This is a genomic window from Micromonospora ureilytica (assembly GCF_015751765.1).
In the GTDB taxonomy this organism is placed as follows: domain Bacteria; phylum Actinomycetota; class Actinomycetes; order Mycobacteriales; family Micromonosporaceae; genus Micromonospora; species Micromonospora ureilytica.
In genome coordinates this window covers 1,413,030-1,431,725 of record NZ_JADOTX010000001.1, presented here as the reverse complement: position 1 = coordinate 1,431,725, position 18,696 = coordinate 1,413,030, and the positions used below count along the sequence as shown (strand labels likewise).

Sequence of the window (18,696 nt, the reverse complement as noted above, 5' to 3'; positions counted from 1 at the left end):
CGCTCCACATCGATCTGCAGCCCGCCTACAGACGTGGCCTTAGGCGAACCGAGACGCCGGCCGGCGCCAGCCATCCCTGGAGCAGCAACGCCTGACCACCTCGGGCTCCACTGGGAGGTCACGCGGCACCGCTCGACCGCATCACCGCAGGTCAGAGCCCTCGTCTCCGCCCGGCCTCGTGAGCACTTCGGTCGCGGTGACCACTTCGCCACCCTGCACCCAACCTGCTCCCAGTTGCAAGGTCAGGCCAACCAACGAGTCCTTACCTCCTTGACCTGCGCACACTCCCCCACCAGTAGACATAGAGCATTGTCGACTACGTCGCGGAAACGCGGAGCACTTCGCGGGAAGCAGGACGCTGCACCGACTCTGACTGCGAGAACGAGAAACCGAAGCTAGGGGTGGATGCAGCTGAGTGCCGTTCAATGCCGTCGGACGCAGTTCAACGCCGTTCAGTGCAGGGCATTGCTCCCAACCTGCTCCCCTGAATTGCGGGCGTTCGGGCCTGCCAGCCGGTTGCGGCATTGACGGTCCGTAGATAGTTCACGATGGTTACCGCCCCAAAGCAAGGCGTGCCCTGCGCCGCCTGGACGACGCCGGCACCCGGCGGACGCCCGCGAGCAGCTGGGCCTCGCCGCGTGACCGAGCCGACCGTCACGGCCATCCGCGACGCGTCTGCGACGATCGCGTTCTTCCGCGAATCCATCGACGTGGGTGGGGTCATCGCGGAAGCGGTTGGGCTCGAGCACCGACGCGTCGTGTCCGCCTGTCGCTGGTCTAGCCCCATTTCGGAGGTACTCATCGCTCCAAATCACTATCACGATGGCAGCGGTCGGTCATGGAGCTGCCAAGACCGCAGAACCAAGGCATCCCCGGGTCCGTTTGATGACTACACGATTACTCGCGGCGGTGGCTATGCGTAACTTCACGGAATGCAGCCGAATCACTTACCCACCGAGCAGACTCCTCGGCCCCCACTGGTGCCCGTCCAATCCGGTGCCCCCACGGGGCCTGTCCATCCCGACGAGTCGACCCGCCCGCCACGGGACGCCACCGCTGACCCTGCACGGGCGCAACTATCAGCACCGGTCCCGGATCAGACACTGTCCGCGCGTCTGGCGCACTGGCTCGCGGCCGAGCAGGTGGTCGCCGATGTCGTGAGAGTTATCGAAGCCAGATACGCCATGCCACTGACGGTGGGTCTTCTCCACACGCCCGTCGGCAGCGACCACGTGCCGGGCACCAACACCATCGTCCTGTCCCCGAAGTACGCCGCGCCGGAGCTCGCCGCCGTCGCGGACAAGCTGATTCTGTACCGATTGGCCACAGCATTCGAGCACCTCGGCGTGGACACATCCACCGAGGAGGCGCTTCTGAGGCACAACGAGGTTCAACAACAGCTGTGGGTGTTGGCCAATCCGCCTCCTAAGCCGCCGTCCGCGGACGTCTACCGGTTCTACCACGGCACCAACCGGTGCAACTATTACGGCGACGGCATCCAGGCCACGGGGCTGATGCCGGGCAAAGCCGGCAGCGACATCGGTTGTAAGCGCTGGGAGAAACACGACGTCGTCAGCGAGAGCAAGGACAAGGGCTGGAACACCGTCACCCTCGACTTCAACCTGGCACTGTCCTACGCCCGGCAGCACACCGAATGGGCCATGGGGAAAAGACGCGGCGAGCCAACCCTGCGCGACGTCGCCGACGAGGGCGGGATCGTCCTCGCCTTCGACATGCCGAAAAGCGCCCTCGACGGCAACGACGCGTGGCGACACGACCACAGCGGCGACCCGAACAACTTCCAGACCAAGGAAGAGATACCGGCGAGGAGAATCCGGGTGGTGGAGGAGTTGGGTATCCCAGGGCCGTTGAAGGCCGTCGCGCCACCGCCGATTTCCACCCCGGCCCCGAAGGCGGCGAGCAACTCGGCGGCGGGCGCCGGGCGACGCCGCGACGTAGGAGCGCCAACCGGGAGTTGACCTCGTTCTCCATCTGACGCGAGCTGAGACGCTCAGGGCTTGGGCACCACTTGGAGGACGCTGTCCCCATTGACTCTCGCGGCGCCGGCATGGAGGCGGCCAGGTTGCAGTAGCCCGGCAGCGCATCCACACCGATCACGATGGTGTCGACGGATTGCTCCCCGGGCCTGCCGGATGGTCGAACCCTTGCGGGCCGTGAAGGTAGCCAACCCGGGAACGGGTGGGACCCGTCGTGCCTCGGCCTTGAGGTCGTCCCGGGTGCTGAACGATCGGTCAGGCTCGCGGCTCCGACGAGGTTCGCGCTCATCGATTTTCGCGCCGGCCCGATGCCGGCACCCGGAGGCCCCCGCACCACCCCTAGACCGTCCTTGGAGGATCGGTCTAGGGGTGGGGCCGGCACTCACCTGGCATGCCGCCCGCGCTGCTAGGTGAGTGCTGCTGCGGTTCATGCGACACGCCGAACTGATCGCTCCCGCGGTGGTCCTCAGCTCGATCGCTCCACGTCCGTTGTCTCACCCGCGGAGCCGTTCTCGGCCTGGGCCTCAATGAGCGGGCCGTAGTAGGGCAGCATCACCAGTCGCAGGCACAGCCGTCACCCTACGAGCGGCGCACCACGGAGGAGTTGCAATCCTCGCTCACGGCCGTGGCGTTGTTGGGGTCCGCTGTGGAGCGCCGCACAACCAGCGCCAGCCCGGCGACGACGATGGCGGCTGCGGCCAGCTCCGTCACGCCGACGGGCTCATCCAGCAGCAGCCACGCCGCGCTGAGCCCGAAGACCGGCACCAGGAGGCTGAACGGCGCCACCCGTGCGACCGAGTACTGTGCGATCAGCCGGTTCCAGATCCCGAAGCCGACTAGGGTCGACACGTACGCGATGTACGCCACGGCGAGCAGCCCGCGCCACGACAGGCCGGTGATCGCATCCAGCACCGCCTGTCCGCCGTCGAGCACGCCGGCCAGGCCGAGCAGCGGTAACGGTGGTACCAGGCTCGACCAGACCAGCAGCGAGAGCGGTCGCGTCTCGCCGCTAGCCCGCATGACCAGGTTTGCCGTGGCCCAGCTGGCCGCCGCGAACAGCGTCAGCGCGAAGCCGATCACCGTGGCGTGGCCGCCGCTGCCGATTGCCAGCACCCCGATCCCGACCGATCCGACCAGTACGCCGGCCACCTGCGCCCGCGCCGGCCGCTCGCCGAGCACTGCCGCCGCCAGCAGCACCGACATCAGCGCCTGCGCCTGCAGCACCAGCGAGGCCAGACCGGCGGACATGCCGGCTGCGAGCGCAGTGAACAGTGCGCCGAACTTCAGGACGCCGAGCACCAGCCCGTAGGCGATCACGTAGCGGAGGCGGGCGCTGGGGCGTGGCACCAGGAAGACCACCGGCACCGCCGCCGCGACGAAACGCAGCGCGGTCAGCACGAGCGGCGGCAGGTCGCGCAGGCCGAGCTCGATGACGACGAAGTTGACGCCCCAAATGGCGGCGACGAGCACGGCGAGAAGTCGGTGCGATGTTTTCACGCCGGCTACGCTGCCGGAGGAAATGCTTAAGGACCAGTTCAATGTTCTTCACTGCCGCTGTAGCGTGGCTACATGAATCTTGACGCACGTCGGCTCCGCGTGCTGCACGAGGTCGCGCTGCGCGGCAGCGTCACCGCCGCCGCCGCGGCGCTGCACGTGACTCCGTCGGCGGTCTCACAGCAGCTCGTCCAGCTGTCCCGTGAGGCCGGGCACGAGCTGGTCGAGCGGGCCGGGCGCGGGATCGTCCTCACCCCGGCCGGCCAGGTCCTGGCCAGCCACGCGAAGGACGTGCTGGACGCGGTGGAGCAGGCGGTGGCCGGGCTCGCCGCGCTCCGCCACGGGGTCAGCGGCACGGTGCGGGTCGGTGCGTTCGCGTCCGCGGCCGGCGCGCTAGTGGCACCCGCCGCCGCCCGCGCGCGGGCGAAGCACCCAGAGCTGGACGTGCGGGTGATCGAGGCCGAAGACCAGCAGAGCCGCCTCGACCTGCGCTCCGGCTCCCTCGACGTGGTGGTGCTGCAGGAGTACGACCACGTGCCCGTGCCGCTGGTCGACGACCTGGACCGGCATCCGGTCACCACCGACCCGATGCACCTGATCACTCCAGTCGATTGGCGCCGTCGCACCGGACGGCTGAGCGAGCTACGTGACCTGCCATGGATCGCCAGCGCCGAACACACGCCGTGCCTGCGGTCCACGTTGCACGCTTGCCGGCTCGCGGGCTTCGAGCCGGACATCCGGCACCGTGCCGTCGACTTCGCGCTCACGCTGGACCTCGTCGCGGCCGGGCTGGGCGCTGCGCTGGTGCCGGAGCTGGCGCTGCGCCACGTGCCACCCGGGGTGCACGTGGAGCCACTGGTCGAGCCGGTCACCGAGCGACGCATCTTCGCGGTCACCCGCGCCCTCGGCGGCACGCCGCAGCGGCCCGCGGTGGACGCCCTCCTGGCGGAGCTGAGCGGCCCGGCCGGCGTCCCCCATGGCAGCTTCCGCCGATCATCGCCTGACGTACGTGCTTCGACCGCCGATCGATGCATGCGGCCATGATCGGGGCAACAAGATGCCGCCAGTCTGCACGCGCTCCTGTGGTCGACCTGGTGCGACCGGCCTGAGCGTCTCACCGCCGCCGGCGTCCCCGACCAGGTCGGGTTCGCGCTGACCGTCGCCGAGAGCCGCCGACTCCTCAACGCCTTCGTCCTCGCCACATCGCTCTCGCCAGAGCACACCCTGCACTGGTCCCGCTGGCGACGAACATCCCAAGCCCGCGCCCGCCGATCCCACTACCAGCGCAGACAGGCCAAGTGACGTTGGAGTACTAAGCTGTTTCGATGTCCATTCGGGCGGTCAGTCCATCGCGGATCTGGAAGAGGTGGACGAAGCGCGCCGTCGACAACGGCGACCCTTCCGGCGTGCGGACCGTCTGGTCGACACGAACCGCGATACGCCCATCACCCAGCTCGACCGGCTCGCTGGGCTCGTCGTGGGTGTGGACCCGGGTCCACTGCTCAAGCCAGTAGCGGCGGAGCGCATCCTTGCCGTGCAGCCTGACATCGCCGTCCGGCCAGTCGACGTCGTTGGTCAGCAGGGCGAGCAGGCCGTCGGCGTCCCGGCGGTTGTAGGCGGCGTACATGCGCCGCACCAGCTCCGGCGGCCTGGTCATGAGAGCCCGGTCAGGATGTCGGCGACGGCCTGCGGGTCGGACAGGAACGGATGGTGGCCCGTCGGCAGTTCGACGACCTTGCCGGCGCGGCGGGAGAACTCACGCTGCGCCGATGCTGGGGTGCCGCGATCGTCGGCGCACACCACATACGTTGTCGGCAGGTCGCGCCACGCCACCTGCCGCACCGGCTGCTGGGTGACGGCAATCGTCTGCCGGATCAGGCGAGCCGCACCCTCGCGGACGATGTCCGGCGGGCAGTCCTGCATGAGGGTCTCGGCGAACAACTGCGGTACCGCGCCGAACGTGCCGCCCTCAGGGTCGAAGTCGAGAAACGGCGGCGGTTCCGGAGCGCCAAAGGTCGACAGCGACTCGCCCGGCTCGGGCAGATAGCTCGACACAAAGACCATGTGCCGCACCGATGCGACGCCCACTGCGGCCTCGGCCGCGACGATCCCGCCATAGCTGTGTCCCACGACCACCGTCGGCTCATCGCCCGCGGCCAGCACCGCCCGCACCGCCGCGACGTCCTCCGGCAGGCCGGGACCGTTCGAACCGGCGGGCCGGTCGCCCTCACCGCAGCTCGGCAACGCCGGCGCGACGCTGCTGATGCCCCGCTCGCGCAGTGCTTCGGCGGTCGGGTGCCACCACCAGACGCCGTCCCGGACACACGCACCGTGCACGAATACCACTCGCATCTCTGACTCCTTCTCCGCTGGGATCAACGTTAGACGTACCGCCAGTTACGTGAAAAAGTGTGGCGGTGGGACGTCACAAACAACCCGAGATCCGCGACCGCATCCTCGACGCCTGCGTCGATCACGCGCTCGCCCACGGCCTGCCCGACCGTCTCGAACCGTTGGTGAAGGCGACGGGCTGCTCGACCCGCATGCTGATCTACCACTTCGGGACGCGCGACGCGCTGCTGCGCGAGACCCTGCGCCGGGCGCGGCAGCTTCAACGCGAGTTCTACGGCGACCTGTTGTCCCCCAAGCCGGGCGAGCCTTACCTGAGCACGCTGCGGCGCGCGTGGCAGGCCATCACCGGCCCCGAGGGCCGCCCCTACCTCAGCATGTTCGGCAAGCTCCGCCAGGACGCTGAACAGCAGTTGTGGCCGAATTTCCGGCGCGAGGCCACCACCGACTGGCTGCAGCCTCTCGAGGACGGCATGCGTACCGTCGGCCGCCCCGAACTCGCCACCCTGGTGCTGGCCGTCATCCGCGGCCTCATCATGGACGTCGAGGCCACCGGCGACACGCCACGAGCCGATCGCGCCTTCGACGATTTCCTGGACGCGCTCGTCCTGGGACATCGGTTAACCGCGCCTCAACGTCGATACGCAGACGCACTCTCTTCGACATGAGCCGACTCCGCCCTACCGCCTCCGCGGGGTGCCAGCGCTGACGCCTTCGGGTCCACCGAAGAGGTCACCACAGAGGATGCGCTGCTCATGGCGCCGCGAGTGGGATCGGTGTCTCAGATGACGGAACTACGGCGGACTCCAGCAAGCTCACCCGCAACGCTCCACATCGATCTACGGCACGTGCAGGCGCAGCGTGAGGCAACCCGAGACGCCAGCCGGCATCAGCCACCCTGGGAACAACGCCACCTGACCACTTCGCCTTCACGAACGGCTCTGCTCAACCGGCGACGTCCACGATGACCTTGCCCTCGGCGGTGCCGTCCGCGACCAGCCGGTGGGCGTCCATGACCGTGTCGAGCGTGAACTCGCGCGGATCCAGTCGCGGGCGCAGGGCACCGGCATCGGCCAGCGCCGCGATCTCGCGCAGGATGTCGCCGTGGTGTTCGCGGCCGCGCCCGGTGAGCATCGGCAACAGGGTGAACACCCCGGAGTAGGTCGCGCCTCGGAACGACAGCGGGGCGAGCGAGTGCGACCCCCAACCCAGTGCGCTGACGACGTGCCCGTGATAGGTGCGTACCGCCGCGAACGACGCGTCGAGCGTCGCGCCACCGACGGTGTCCACGACGATGTCGAACCCCTCGCCGCCGGTGTGCCTGTCGACGTACTCTTCGACCTTGCTCGTGGTGTAGTCGATCGGCACGGCGCCCAGGCTCTCGATCACCCGCATGCTCGCCGGCCCGCCCGTGGCGTACGCATCGGCGCCGCGCGCCTGGGCAAGCTGCACGCCCACGTAGCCAACCCCGCCGGCACCGCCGTGCACCAGCACCTTCTGCCCGGCGTGGACTCCGGCCCGGTCGACCAGCCCCTCCCAGGAGGTGACCGCCGCCAGGGGCAACGCGGCGGCCTCCCGCATCGAGAGTGCCTTCGGCTTGCGGGCCAGCAGTCGAGCGTCCACGGCGGCGTACTCGGCCAGTGAACCCTGGAGGTCGCCGACGCCCCCGCAGAGCCCGTACACCTCGTCTCCCGGCGCGAAGCTGGTCACCTCCGTGCCGATCGCCGCGACGACGCCGGCAAGGTCCAGGCCGAGCACCGCAGGCAGCTCGACACGCGCGTGCGCGGCCTTTCCTGCCTGGATCTTCGTGTCGAGCGGGTTGACACCGCTGGCGACGATCCGCACCAGCACCTGCCCGCGCTTGGGAGTGGGTTGATCGATCTCCTCGACCGTCAGCGGAGCGTCGAACTCCCGCAGCACCGCAGCGCGCATAGCCATCCACACTCTCCGTGATCGAGGTTTCACGTGGACGCTATCCGACCGGATAGGCGGCGGGGCGGGTTCCTCGGACCGCGCCAGCGCCGCAACGGGCGGACCGCGCACGGGTCAGCCGTCGTCGGCGCCGTCGAGCAGCGCGCGCCGCAGCGCCAGCCGGTGCTCCCGGCGGATCTCCGCCTCCCGGTAGCGTCGCCGGTCCCCGTCGGTCTCCGGTAGCAGCGGCGGCACGGTACGAGGCTGGCCGTCGTCGTCGATGGCGACCATGACCAGGTGGGCGGTGGCCACGTCGGTGGGCGGCACCGCCCGGTCCCACCGGTCGGCGGTCACCTTGACCGCGACCTCCATCGAGCTGCGGCCGGCCCAGGTGATCCGGGCGTCGACGTGCACGACGTCGCCGACCCGCACCGCGCGGAGAAACGCCGTCTCGTCGATGGCGGCGGTCACCGCCGGCCCGTCGGAGTGCCTTGCGGCGACCACACCGGCGACGGAGTCGATGAGGTTGAGGATCCGGCCGCCGTGCACCGTACCCATCAGGTTGGTGTGGTGCTGGTCCATGATCTGCGAAAGGGTCAGGTGCGACGCCGACGGCGCTCGGCCGGCGATCGTGGTGGTGTCGTGCACAGCGGTAGTCCGTCCCTCGGGAAACCACACCGCCGGGTCGCGGACACACGCTGACGAGGACCTGGCCGCGCACCACACGCACGGCCCGTCACCCGCTCAGCCCACCCGCGAGGCCGACGGCAGCGCACACGGTTGTGTACGCGGCGCCGGCAGGTCTTCGGACTCGCGGGCCTGACCGGTGGTGCCGGTCCCCTACTGGCCGTCGCTTCCCAGGCCACATGGCCCAGTGCTGATGACGGCGGTCGTTCCCACTCACCGCTGCGGGGCAGCCCCGGATTTCCACCGGGTTCCCTCTTACGACGCCCCGCCGGTCACGACGGGGCGAACCAGCGCCGTCGGCAGCATAGCTGGCCAGGGGATCTGTCCATCCGGGGCGTCCTGCCGCGGCGACGGATGGCCTGATCGTCAACTTTTGTCATCTGAGGAAGAAGATCCTCACCTATTGAAAAAAGTCTCGCGAGGGTGAGGATATCCAGATGCGTCGTCTCCCCCAGACTTGCGGGCGGGTGGTCTCGGGCCTCCTCGCGTTCCTCCTCGCCTCGGCGGTCGCCCTCCTCGCGTCCGCCCAACCCGCCGCAGCTCACGGGACGCTCGCCATGTCCACACCGGCGAGCGGCGCCACCGTGCGCGAGCCGTTGACGTCGGTGCAGCTGTTCTTCACCGAGAAGGCCGCCGCCAACGCGTTCTTCACGATCACCGCCCCGGGCGGCACCCGTGTCGACAACGGCTGGTCGCAGGGGGAGCCGAAGCCGCTGGAGAAGCCGGTACGGGAGTACTTCCTGGTCAACGGGCAGTTCGAGCCACGGGAGTACACGACGGGGTTCCCCGCGGTGGTGTCGGTCGCCCACCTGCCCGCCAAGGGCCAGTACTCGGTGAGCTACCTGTCGGTCGCCTCGGACGGCGACACCGTGCGGGGCACCCTGACCTTCCGCTACGACGGGCGGGTGACGGCAGCGCCGAAGGGGTGGAGCCCGCCGTCGACCCAACCGGACCCGGCGCTGGTGGCCGCCAGCGAGCAGCACAACACGTCCGGGCAGGCCTCGGCGGTGCCGACCACAGCGGACGATCCGTCGAGCCCGCCGGCCGCAGCGGCCCCGTCGACCGGGTCGACCGAGAAGAGCGGTCCAGGGGCACTGGCCTGGGCCGGCTGGGCGGCGGCTGTCGCGGTGGCCGGGGCGGTGGCCGGGTTCGTCGTCTGGCGTCGCCGATCCGCCGGCACACCCACCGGTCGGGGCCGTACCTCGGCGGCGGCCTCCGGCCGACGCGGCGGCGGCGCCCGTGCCACGAACAGGACCGGCACTGGCAAGACCGTCGGCGGCAAGGCTGCCGGGGACAAGGCTGCCCGGGACAAGGCCGTCGGCGGCAAGGCCGGCGCTGGCAAGACCGTCGGGGGCAAGGTCGGCGTCGTCGCGCGTACCGCGAGCGACAGGCGGCGGCCCGCCACCGTGCCGGCGGCGCGCAAGGGCAACACGGTCGTCACGGCCCGTACGGGCGTTGCTGTCGATCCGACGCCTACCGATCAGGTGACCGAGGCCCTCGCCAGCACGGACGGCGAGCCGACGGTCGACCCCGGACCGCAGCCCGACACGGACCTCGCCGCCGCGACGCCTGGGTCCCGGTTGAGCAACACCCACCTGGCGCTGTTCGTCGGTGGCCTGGTGATCGCTCTGTTGGCCGGGTTCGGGTTGGCCCGCATCGGCACCGCCGACGAGAGTCCGGCGACCGGCAACGCGCGACCGGCAGCCGGTGGACCGCCCGCCTCGGACCAGGTGGGCTCTGCGACCGACGGGCACCAACACCCGGCCGGTACGGGGCCGCACACGCATCGGGGTGACGACGCGACGGGCGCGACGCTGGCGACCGGGACGACGGTCAGCGCCGGTGGGTACACCCTGCAACCGCTGGAGCGGTCCCAACCCCCTGGTGTACGCGCCGACTACCGGTTCCGCATCGTCGGGACCGACCGGCAGCCGGCAACGACCTTCGCTGTCGTCCACGACAAGCCGTTGCACATGATCGTGGTCGGCCGCGACCTGTCCGGCTACCAGCACCTGCACCCGACGATGGCGCCCGACGGCACTTGGAGCGTCCCCCTGACGCTGGCCCGCCCCGGCGGCTACCGCGTCTACGCCGACTTCTCCGTCACCGCGGCCAACGGCACGCAGATCCCCCTCGTGTTGGGCGTCGACCACACAGTGCCCGGCGCGCACAACCCGACCGCGCTGCCGCCAGCGGCGGCACAGGCCACGGCTGGTCCGTACGCGGTGTCGATGACCGGCACCCCGACGGTGGGGGTGACGGCGCCGATCCACTTCCAGGTCAGCGCCGACCCGACCGTACCGGCGCAGTTGGAGCGGTACCTGGGCGCGTACGGGCACCTGGTCGTCGTTCGTGAGGGCGACCTCGGCTACGTGCACGTCCACCCCGAGCAGGAGCTGGTCGACGGGACTGTCAAGTTCTGGCTGACCACACCGAGTTCGGGCCGGTACCGGGCCTTCTTCGACTTCCAGATCGCCGGCAAGGTGCACACCGCCGAGTTCACGATCAACGTGCCCTGAGTCCGGAACTTTCTCCCTGCTGCGACCGACCAACCTCCCAGCAGCAACCATCGGAGGAAGAACACATGCGCACCACCAGCCCATTCGCTCCCGGCCGCCGTTCGGCCGCCGTCCTCGCCGCCGCCATTCTGACGGTGGGCGCCGCCGGTTGCGGCTCGTCCGACTCTCCGTCGAAAGCGCAGGCGGGCCCGTCCGCGTCGACCTCGGCCAACCCGGACGCTGGTGTGCTCGGCATTCGTGACCCGTGGGTGAAGGCGGCCGACAAGGGCATGACGGCCGCCTTCGGGACCCTGGTCAACGACGGCGACGCCGATGTCACGGTGACAAGCGCCACGACCTCCCTGTCGCCGATGGAGCTGCACGAGATGGCCATGAAGGACGGCAAGATGGTCATGCGGGCGAAGCAGGGCGGCATCGTGATCAAGGCCAAGAGCTCGCACGCGTTGGAGCCCGGCGGCGACCACCTCATGCTGATGAACCTCACCAAGCCCGTTCAGGCCGGCGACGAGGTGACCTTCACCCTGACCTTCGCCGACGGCAAGACCCAGCAGTTCCGCGCCGTGGCCAAGCCGTTCACCGGCGCGCAGGAGAGCTACGCCCCCGGGCACGGCGAGCCGATGACCGGCATGAGCGCCACGCCGGAGATGAGCATGAGCCCGAAGTCGTGACCGACACGCCAACTGCCCGGCCGGTGAGCAGGCGCGGTCTGCTCACCGGCGGGGCTCTCGCCGTCGGCGGTGCCGTGGCCGGCGGTGCCGCGATCGCCACGACGCGTGCCGACGGGTCCGGGCGACCCGACGCGGTCGGCACCGACGTGACGCCGGTGGCGAGCGTCGGCGGCCTGGTCGAGCCGTTCCACGGCGCCCGGCAGGCCGGGGTGGCCGCCGAACCGCAGGCGCACGCGTCGTTCGTGGCGCTCACCCTGCGGCCCGGCACCGACCGGACCGCGCTGGGTCGGATGTTGCGGTTGCTCACCGACGACGCCTCCCGGCTCACCCAGGGCCGACCCGCTCTGGCCGACACCGAGGCCGAACTCGGGCTGCTGCCGGCACGGCTGACAGTCACCTTCGGCTTCGGGCCCGGCCTGTACCGGGCGGCCGGCGTCGACGATCGGCAGCCGGCGTCGGTGACCGACCTACCCGCGTTCCGCATCGACCGGCTCCAGCCGGCCTGGTCCGGCGGTGACCTGCTGCTCCAGATCTGCGCGGACGACGCGATCACCGTCGCCCACACCCAACGAGTCCTGGTCAAGGACAGCCGACCGTTCGCCACCGTGCGGTGGGTCCAACAGGGCTTCCGGCGCAGCCCCGGCGTCGAACCGGGCGGCCACACCCAACGCAACCTGTTCGGTCAGCTCGACGGCACCGCCAACCCCCGACCGGGCACGCCCATGGACACCGCCCTCTGGGTGCCGGACGGCCCGGCGTGGCTGCGTGACAGCACCACACTGGTGCTCCGGCGGATCAGCATGAACATGGAAACCTGGGACCTGCTCGGCCGAACCGACCGCGAACTAGCCGTCGGCCGACGCCTCGACACGGGCGCCCCGCTCACCGGCAGCGCCGAACACGACGAACCCGACTTCGCCGCCACCGGCCCGGACGGCCTCACCGTCATCCCCGACTTCTCGCACATGACCCGCGCCCACGTCACCGACGACCGGTTGAAGATCCTGCGCCGGCCCTACAACTACGACGGTGTGCCGACGGCCGAGGGTCACGCCGACAGCGGTCTGATCTTCACCTCGTACCAGGCCGACATCGCCCGGCAGTACCTGCCCATCCAACGCCGGCTGGCCGACCGGGACCTGCTCAACGAATGGACCACCCCGATCGGGTCCGCCGTCTTCGCCATCCCGCCCGGTTGCCAACCGGGAGGATGGGTCGGCGAGCAGGTGCTCGGATGACCACACCAACCGGAGCTTCGTCATGACCGTACCGCCGTCCCGCCCTATCGCCGTCCGGCTCGGCGCGGCGGCGCTCGCCGTCCTCGTGGCGCTGCTCATCCCGGCCAGCCCGGCCTGGGCGCACAACTCGCTCAAGACGGCCACGCCCGCTCGGGACGCGACAGTGCCGAGCGCACCGACCGAGGTCACGCTCGAATTCATGCAGCGGCTCGACCCCACGTTCACCACGATCGTGCTCAGCGACGCCGCCAAGCGGAAGCTGCCCACCGGCGAACCGGTGGTCACCGGAGCGAAGAGCACGGTCCAGGTGACCGACACACTGCCCAACGGGACATACACGGTCGCCTACCGGGTCGTCTCCGCCGACGGTCACCCGGTTCAGGGGTCGTACCCGTTCACGGTGGCCGATCCCACGTCCAGCGCCGCGCCGGTCGCCAACGTCAGCGCGTCAGCGTCCACCCCGTCCGCCGCCGCCGCAGTGGAGCCCGACGGGGGTCCGAACGCCGGTGTACTCGTCGCGGGTGCCGCGCTGGTGCTCCTCGTCCTGGCCACGGCGGGGCTCCTGTGGCGGCGGGCGGCCCGACGCTGATCCGACCCGTCCCGTGCGGTCGGGTCGCACCATCACCTCACCAGTCAAGGTCAACACGTGTCCCACACAGAACCACTGCAGTTCGCCACCGCCTCGGAAACCCCGGCCGATCCAGCCCTGACCGGCCCAGCCCCGTCCGCCGTCCGACCGAAGGGGCCTGACGGATCCGGCTGGGTGGTCACGGTCGCCGTCGTCGCTGCGGGGATCACCCTGTTGGTGCTCGGCCTCCGGGTCGGGGGTGCGCTCACGGCCGCGATCCCGGGTCTCCCCGACGCGGGCCCGATCACGGCCCGGGCACTACCCGTGTTCCGGCTGCTGTCCGACGGTCTCGCCACCGTCACCGTCGGCATGCTGGTGACCGCCGCCTTCCTGCTGCCCGGTGATGGACGCAGCGTCTCGCCGCACGGCTACCTGCTCCTGCGGCGAGCGAGCCTCACGGCGCTGGCGTGGGCAGTCACGGCACTGGCGCTGATGGTGTTGACGGTTTCGGACCTGCTCGGCCAACCGCTGGAGACGCTCGAACCCGCGACGGTCCTCAGTTTCGCCACCACCATCTCGCAGGGTCAGTCGGTCACCCTGCAGGCCGGACTGGCCCTGACCGTGGCACTGCTGGCCCGATTCGGAGTGTCCCGGGGGCTCGCCGCGACCGTCGCGGTCCTGGCCCTGGTGGCGGTGCTGCCTCCGGCCTTCACCGGGCACTCCGCCGGTGCCGGTAACCACCAGATCGCCGTCACCAGCCTGGCCCTGCACATCCTGGCCGCGGCGGTGTGGGTCGGTGCTCTCGTCGCCCTGCTGCTGGTACGGCGCAGTCGGCTACTGCCCGACGCCGCCGCTCGGTACAGTCGCCTCGCGCTGGGCTGCTTCGTCGCGGTGGCGGTCAGCGGGCTGGCCAACGCCGCCGTCCGCCTCGGTGCTGTCGACCAGCTCTGGCAGTCCCGCTACGGCTGGTTGGTCCTCGGCAAGCTCGCTGCCCTGCTGATCCTCGGCGTGCTCGGCGCGGCACACCGCTCCCGCACCCTGCCGGCGTTGCGCGCCGGAAGGCGGTGGGCGTTCGGCCGACTGGCCGCCGGTGAACTGATCGTCTTCGCGGCCACCGTGGGGTTGGCGGTGGCGCTCTCGCGCAGCCCCACCCCCGTCGCCGAATCCGGCGTCGACGCCGACCCGATCACCGAGTTGCTCGGCTTCCCGATGCCCACCGCACCCACCGCACCCAATCTGCTCGGTCAGCCGCTGCCGGACATGTTCTTCCTGACCCTCTGCGCGCTCGGTGTCGGCGGGTACCTGGCCGGGGTGCGCCGGATGCACGCGCGCGGGCACCGCTGGCCGGTCGCCCGGACGGCGAGTTGGCTGGCCGGGTTGCTCCTGTTGGCGGCGGTCACCAACCTCGGCGTGGCCCGCTACGCGTACGTGCTGTTCAGCGCGCACATGGCCCAGCACATGGTGTTGTCGATGCTGGTGCCGATCCTGCTGGTCGGCGGCGCACCGGTCACCCTCGCCCTACGCGCCCTGCGTCGACCATCCGACCCGCAGGTACGCGGCGCCCGGGAGTGGTTGCTGATCGCGGTGCACAGCCGCGCCACCAGGGTGCTCACGCACCCGCTCGTCGCGCTGGGCATCTACACCGCCAGCCTGTTCGGCCTGTACTTCAGCGACCTGCTCGGCGTGCTGATGCGCTCCCACCTCGGTCACCTCGCGATGCTCACCCACTTCGTGGTCGCGGGCTATCTGCTGTTCTGGGTGCTCATCGGTGTCGACCCGGGCCGCCGGCGCCTCCCCCATCCCCTGCTGGTGATCATCCACCTGGCGTCGATGATGGCGCACGGCTTCTTCGGCCTGGTCCTCATGCAGACGACCACCGTCATCGCGCCCGACTGGTACATCGCTGTGCACCCCACCTGGGCGTCGTCGCTGCTGGCCGATCAGCAGCTCGGCGCCGGCATCGCCTGGGCGTTCGGCGAGTTGCCCGCCGTCGTCGTCATGATCGTCCTGATTCGCCAGTGGATTCGCGCCGACCAGCGGGAACAGGGCCGCCTCGACCGGGCTGCCGACCGCGCCGACGCCACCGGCGCGGAGGACGACCTGGCCCGCTACAACGCGTTCCTCGCCGCCGCCGGACGGACCGACGGCGATCCGCGCCGCACGGTCCGGCCGGACCAGTCCTGACTTCGGGAACCACGGGCGTCTCTCCCCCGACTATCAGTCAGAGCCGACGCGGCACGTAACCGGGCGACCAGACCAGTACGGGAAACGCCTTCGGGTGCTTCCCGACTCTTCCGATCGGATCACCATGTCTCTTACCGAGTTGTCCGGCACGCCGACGCCGGAACCTTCCACGACCGCCGAGAAACCGGCCCGACCCGCCCGGCGTACGACACCGTTCGGCGCGCTGCTGCTGCGGCTGCACTTCTACGCCGGCATCCTCGTCGCCCCGTTCCTGGTGGTCGCCGCACTGACCGGCCTGGCCTTCACCACCACCCCGCAGCTCGACACGATCCTCTACGGCGACCAGCTGACCGTCGCCCAGGTGGGTGACCGTCAGCTGCCGCTGGCCGAGCAGATCGGGGCCGCGCGCAACGCGCACCCGGACGGCAGCATCACCACAGTGCAACCCGGCGACGGCGACCGGACCACCAAGGTGGTCTTCTCCCTACCCGAGCTCGGCGAGAACCAGCACACCGTCTACATCAACCCGTACACCGCCGAGTCGCAGGGGCAGCTCACCACCTGGTTCGGGTCCACGCCGGCCACCACCTGGTTGGACGACCTGCACCGCCACCTGCATCTGGGCCCGGTGGGCGAGAACTACTCCGAGCTGGCCGCGAGCTGGCTGTGGGTGATGGCGCTCGGCGGAGTCATCCTCTGGTGGCGTCGGCGCGGCGCCGCCCGAGCCGCCGCCCGGCATCTGCTGGTGCCGGACCTGTCCACCGGCAAGGGTGTCCGCCGCACCCGAGGGTGGCACGCCACCACCGGCATCTGGCTCACCGTCGGGCTCCTGTTCCTCTCGGTCACCGGGTTGACCTGGTCCCGCTACGCCGGTGCGAACTTCGCCGCCGGTCTCGACGCGCTGAGCGCCCGCACTCCGGAGATCTCCACCAGCCTCACCATCGGCCCCACCGCCCCTGCCGAGACCGGCGGGGGCCACGAGCACGGGGCCGCCGGGGCGGGCGGGGTCGTCGAGTCGGCGGCCTTCGATCGGGTCCTGACGGTCGCTCGCGACGCGGGCCTCGCCGGTCCGGTCGAGATCACTCCCGCGCCGGAGCCCGGCTCGGCCTGGACCGTCACGCAGGTCGACAACACCTGGCCGGTCGCCAAGGACCGCATCGCCGTCGACCCGTCCTCCAACACGGTGACCGCCCGCAGCGACTTCGCCGACTGGCCGCTGCTGGCGCAACTGAGCGGCCTCGGCATCCAGGCCCACATGGGGATCCTGTTCGGCCTGGTCAACCAGATCCTGCTCGCCGCGCTCGCCCTCGGGCTGCTCTGCGTCATCTTCTGGGGCTACCGGATGTGGTGGCAGCGTCGACCCACCCGCGTCGACCGCCGCGCCCTCGCCGGGACCCCGCCGGCCCGCGGCGGCGTACGCGGCCTGCCGCTCTGGGCGCTGCTGATCGGCGTACCGGTGACCGCGGCGATCGGCTGGGCGCTGCCCCTCTTCGGGCTCACACTGCTCGCCTTCCTCGTCATCGACGTCGTGGTGGGGGCGGTGTCTCGACGCCGACGACCTGCCGCGGCTCCCACCTCCCCGGCACCCGCCGGGAGCTGATCCACAGGTCCGGCCGTCCGTTCCACGACGGACGGCCGGACGCCTGCCTCAGATCACTACCTGTTTGGTGTTCGGCAGGCTGTCGACGATCGACTTCTGCACGTTGATCGTGTCGGCGATGATCTCGTGGGGCGTGTTGGCCATCCACTGCATGACCGAGATGTCCTCGAACCGGGGATGGCGGAACATCTCCAGGAACACCAGCGGCTCGTCGCCGGTGTTCTCGATGTAGTGGCCGTACGCGAAGGGCACGTAGCCCACGTCACCGGCCTGGAAGTCGAACGTCCGGGCGGCGGCCTGCGACGCGAAGACGCCCATCCGCCCGGTGCCGGAGATGTAGTACTGCCACTCGTCGGTGGTGGGGTGCCAGTGCAACTCGCGCATCCCTCCCGGCTCGACCTCGACGAGGGCCGCGGCGGTGGTCACGGAGGCGGCGAAGTTGGTCGAGTCGGTGATCCGGACCGTTCCACCACGGAAGCGCTGCGGGGTCTGCGCGAGCATCCGGTGCTTGAAGCTTCGTGGGATGTCACCGGTCGGGCTGACCACCCGGTCCTGTTGCAGGGGCGGTGGGACGTCGCCCTGGAAGATGTACTTCTCCCGCTCCGGCAGGTTCTCCATCTGGTCCAGCGTCCAACCGAAGTTCTTGGCCAGGACGTGCCGGGGCGTGTGTGCGAAGAAGTCGCTGAGCAGGAACGTGTTGTTCTCCGAGAACGCGCCGTCGTCGAAGACCAGCAGGAACTGCGCGCCGTTCTCCAACGCCTGGATGTTGTGTGGCACACCCTGCGGAAAGAACCACAGATCGCCTGCCTTCACGTCCTCGATGAAGTTGCGTCCCTCGTGGTCGACGGCGCTGATCCGGCAACTGCCGCTGAGCATGTACGCCCACTCCGACTGCTGGTGCCAGTGGATCTCCCGGTACGCGCCCGGCTCGAGACCGAACTGGACGCCGGACAACTGACTGGCGATCGGGAGGTCGCGGTTGGTGACCTCCCGGGTCCAGCCGCCCTTCTCCACCCGGGTGTGCGCCTGCGAGAACGAGAACTTGAGGTTGGGTACCAGCCGGCTGTCGGTCGTCGGCGGCACCAGGAGGTCCGGGTTCTGCCGCTCAAGCTCGACGTTACGGCCCGCGAAGGGCGCGGCGCCCTGGTCGCCGCGTCGCGGCTCGGGATCGCTGTTCGCCATGATCGCTGTCTCCTCAATCGGGTTGGATCGGACGGGACGCGGCAACGGCTCCGCCCCGCAGCCGGGACGAGGTCCCCAGCAGGGCACGCACTCCGGGCCAGCCGTACTGGACCGCGATCGCGACCGGGATCACCGCCGCGGTCGCCATCAGCACCAGGCGGGTCCACGCCGGAGCGTGACCACCCGCCCCGGTGCCGGCATAGAGGACGAACATCAGCAGTACGATCCGGAGCCGATGCAGGCCGGGAAGTTCGGTGAGCTGGGCCATGGTTCGATGATCGGCGCCGAATACCGACCGT

16 protein-coding genes and 1 riboswitch are annotated in these 18,696 nt (G+C 70.3%); of the genes, 9 read left to right on the top strand and 7 right to left on the bottom strand.

The window, feature by feature from the left end; genetic code table 11:
• The first annotated feature begins 1,142 nt into the window (after window positions 1-1,142).
• Window positions 1,143-1,979: a hypothetical protein gene (locus tag IW248_RS06250; RefSeq protein ID WP_196926083.1), complete on the top strand. Its 837-nt coding sequence runs from the start codon at window positions 1,143-1,145 to the stop codon at window positions 1,977-1,979.
• Between the two features lie 597 nt (window positions 1,980-2,576).
• Here IW248_RS06250 and IW248_RS06245 read toward each other — a convergent pair.
• On the bottom strand, window positions 2,577-3,467 hold the full coding sequence (locus tag IW248_RS06245; protein ID WP_196926082.1) for an EamA family transporter: 891 nt from the start codon (window positions 3,465-3,467) through the stop codon (window positions 2,577-2,579).
• A 99-nt stretch (window positions 3,468-3,566) separates the two neighbouring features.
• On the opposite strand from IW248_RS06245, the gene IW248_RS06240 reads away from it, so the two are divergent.
• A complete protein-coding gene (locus IW248_RS06240) occupies window positions 3,567-4,535 on the top strand; it encodes a LysR family transcriptional regulator (RefSeq protein WP_196926081.1) in 969 nt (322 codons plus the stop codon).
• A gap of 268 nt (window positions 4,536-4,803) precedes the next feature.
• Here the strand turns inward: IW248_RS06240 and IW248_RS06235 are convergent, their stop codons facing one another.
• Complete coding sequence (locus IW248_RS06235) at window positions 4,804-5,148, bottom strand: nuclear transport factor 2 family protein (protein WP_269155057.1); 345 nt, start codon at window positions 5,146-5,148, stop codon at window positions 4,804-4,806.
• Entirely contained in the window at window positions 5,145-5,843 is a 699-nt protein-coding gene (locus IW248_RS06230; protein WP_196930065.1) for an alpha/beta hydrolase, read from the bottom strand. Before IW248_RS06230 ends, IW248_RS06235 begins: the two co-directional genes overlap by 4 nt.
• Window positions 5,844-5,908: 65 nt before the next feature.
• Between IW248_RS06230 and IW248_RS06225 the strand changes: the two genes are divergently transcribed.
• Entirely contained in the window at window positions 5,909-6,508 is a 600-nt protein-coding gene (locus tag IW248_RS06225; protein ID WP_196926079.1) for a TetR/AcrR family transcriptional regulator, read from the top strand.
• A gap of 277 nt (window positions 6,509-6,785) precedes the next feature.
• Here IW248_RS06225 and IW248_RS06220 read toward each other — a convergent pair whose 3' ends face one another.
• Together IW248_RS06220 and IW248_RS06215 are read right to left on the bottom strand one after the other, a co-directional pair.
• Window positions 6,786-7,778: a zinc-dependent alcohol dehydrogenase family protein gene (locus IW248_RS06220; RefSeq protein WP_196926078.1), complete on the bottom strand. Its 993-nt coding sequence runs from the start codon at window positions 7,776-7,778 to the stop codon at window positions 6,786-6,788.
• Between the two features lie 108 nt (window positions 7,779-7,886).
• Window positions 7,887-8,333, bottom strand: a complete 447-nt coding sequence (locus IW248_RS06215; RefSeq protein WP_231396807.1) for an acyl-CoA thioesterase — start codon at window positions 8,331-8,333, stop codon at window positions 7,887-7,889.
• A 197-nt stretch (window positions 8,334-8,530) separates the two neighbouring features.
• Window positions 8,531-8,745: riboswitch (cobalamin riboswitch) on the bottom strand.
• 130 nt (window positions 8,746-8,875) lie between these two features.
• On the opposite strand from IW248_RS06215, the gene IW248_RS06210 reads away from it, so the two are divergent.
• From IW248_RS06210 to IW248_RS06185, 6 genes are all read left to right on the top strand, one after another.
• Window positions 8,876-10,957: a copper resistance CopC family protein gene (locus IW248_RS06210; RefSeq protein ID WP_196926076.1), complete on the top strand. Its 2,082-nt coding sequence runs from the start codon at window positions 8,876-8,878 to the stop codon at window positions 10,955-10,957.
• A 65-nt stretch (window positions 10,958-11,022) separates the two neighbouring features.
• Window positions 11,023-11,625, top strand: coding sequence for a copper chaperone PCu(A)C (locus tag IW248_RS06205; RefSeq protein WP_196926075.1), 603 nt, complete (start codon window positions 11,023-11,025; stop codon window positions 11,623-11,625).
• Between the two features lie 92 nt (window positions 11,626-11,717).
• The gene (locus IW248_RS06200) at window positions 11,718-12,863 is read left to right on the top strand and encodes a Dyp-type peroxidase (protein WP_372432755.1); all 1,146 of its coding nucleotides are present in this window, start codon (window positions 11,718-11,720) and stop codon (window positions 12,861-12,863) included.
• A gap of 22 nt (window positions 12,864-12,885) precedes the next feature.
• Complete coding sequence (locus tag IW248_RS06195; RefSeq protein ID WP_196926073.1) at window positions 12,886-13,452, top strand: copper resistance CopC family protein; 567 nt, start codon at window positions 12,886-12,888, stop codon at window positions 13,450-13,452.
• A 57-nt stretch (window positions 13,453-13,509) separates the two neighbouring features.
• On the top strand, window positions 13,510-15,615 hold the full coding sequence (locus IW248_RS06190) for a bifunctional copper resistance protein CopD/cytochrome c oxidase assembly protein (RefSeq protein WP_307787786.1): 2,106 nt from the start codon (window positions 13,510-13,512) through the stop codon (window positions 15,613-15,615).
• Between the two features lie 124 nt (window positions 15,616-15,739).
• Window positions 15,740-17,215 carry a PepSY-associated TM helix domain-containing protein gene (locus IW248_RS06185; protein WP_196926072.1) on the top strand — a complete coding sequence of 492 codons (1,476 nt, stop codon included), beginning with the start codon at window positions 15,740-15,742 and terminating at the stop codon, window positions 17,213-17,215.
• Window positions 17,216-17,263: 48 nt separating this feature from the next.
• On the opposite strand, the gene IW248_RS06180 is transcribed toward IW248_RS06185, so the two are convergent.
• Both IW248_RS06180 and IW248_RS06175 read right to left on the bottom strand, forming a co-directional pair.
• Window positions 17,264-18,397 (bottom strand): cupin domain-containing protein, encoded by a 1,134-nt coding sequence (locus IW248_RS06180; protein ID WP_196926071.1) that lies wholly within the window; start codon window positions 18,395-18,397, stop codon window positions 17,264-17,266.
• A 13-nt stretch (window positions 18,398-18,410) separates the two neighbouring features.
• Window positions 18,411-18,665 (bottom strand): hypothetical protein, encoded by a 255-nt coding sequence (locus IW248_RS06175; RefSeq protein ID WP_196926070.1) that lies wholly within the window; start codon window positions 18,663-18,665, stop codon window positions 18,411-18,413.
• Between the last annotated feature and the right edge of the window lie 31 nt (window positions 18,666-18,696).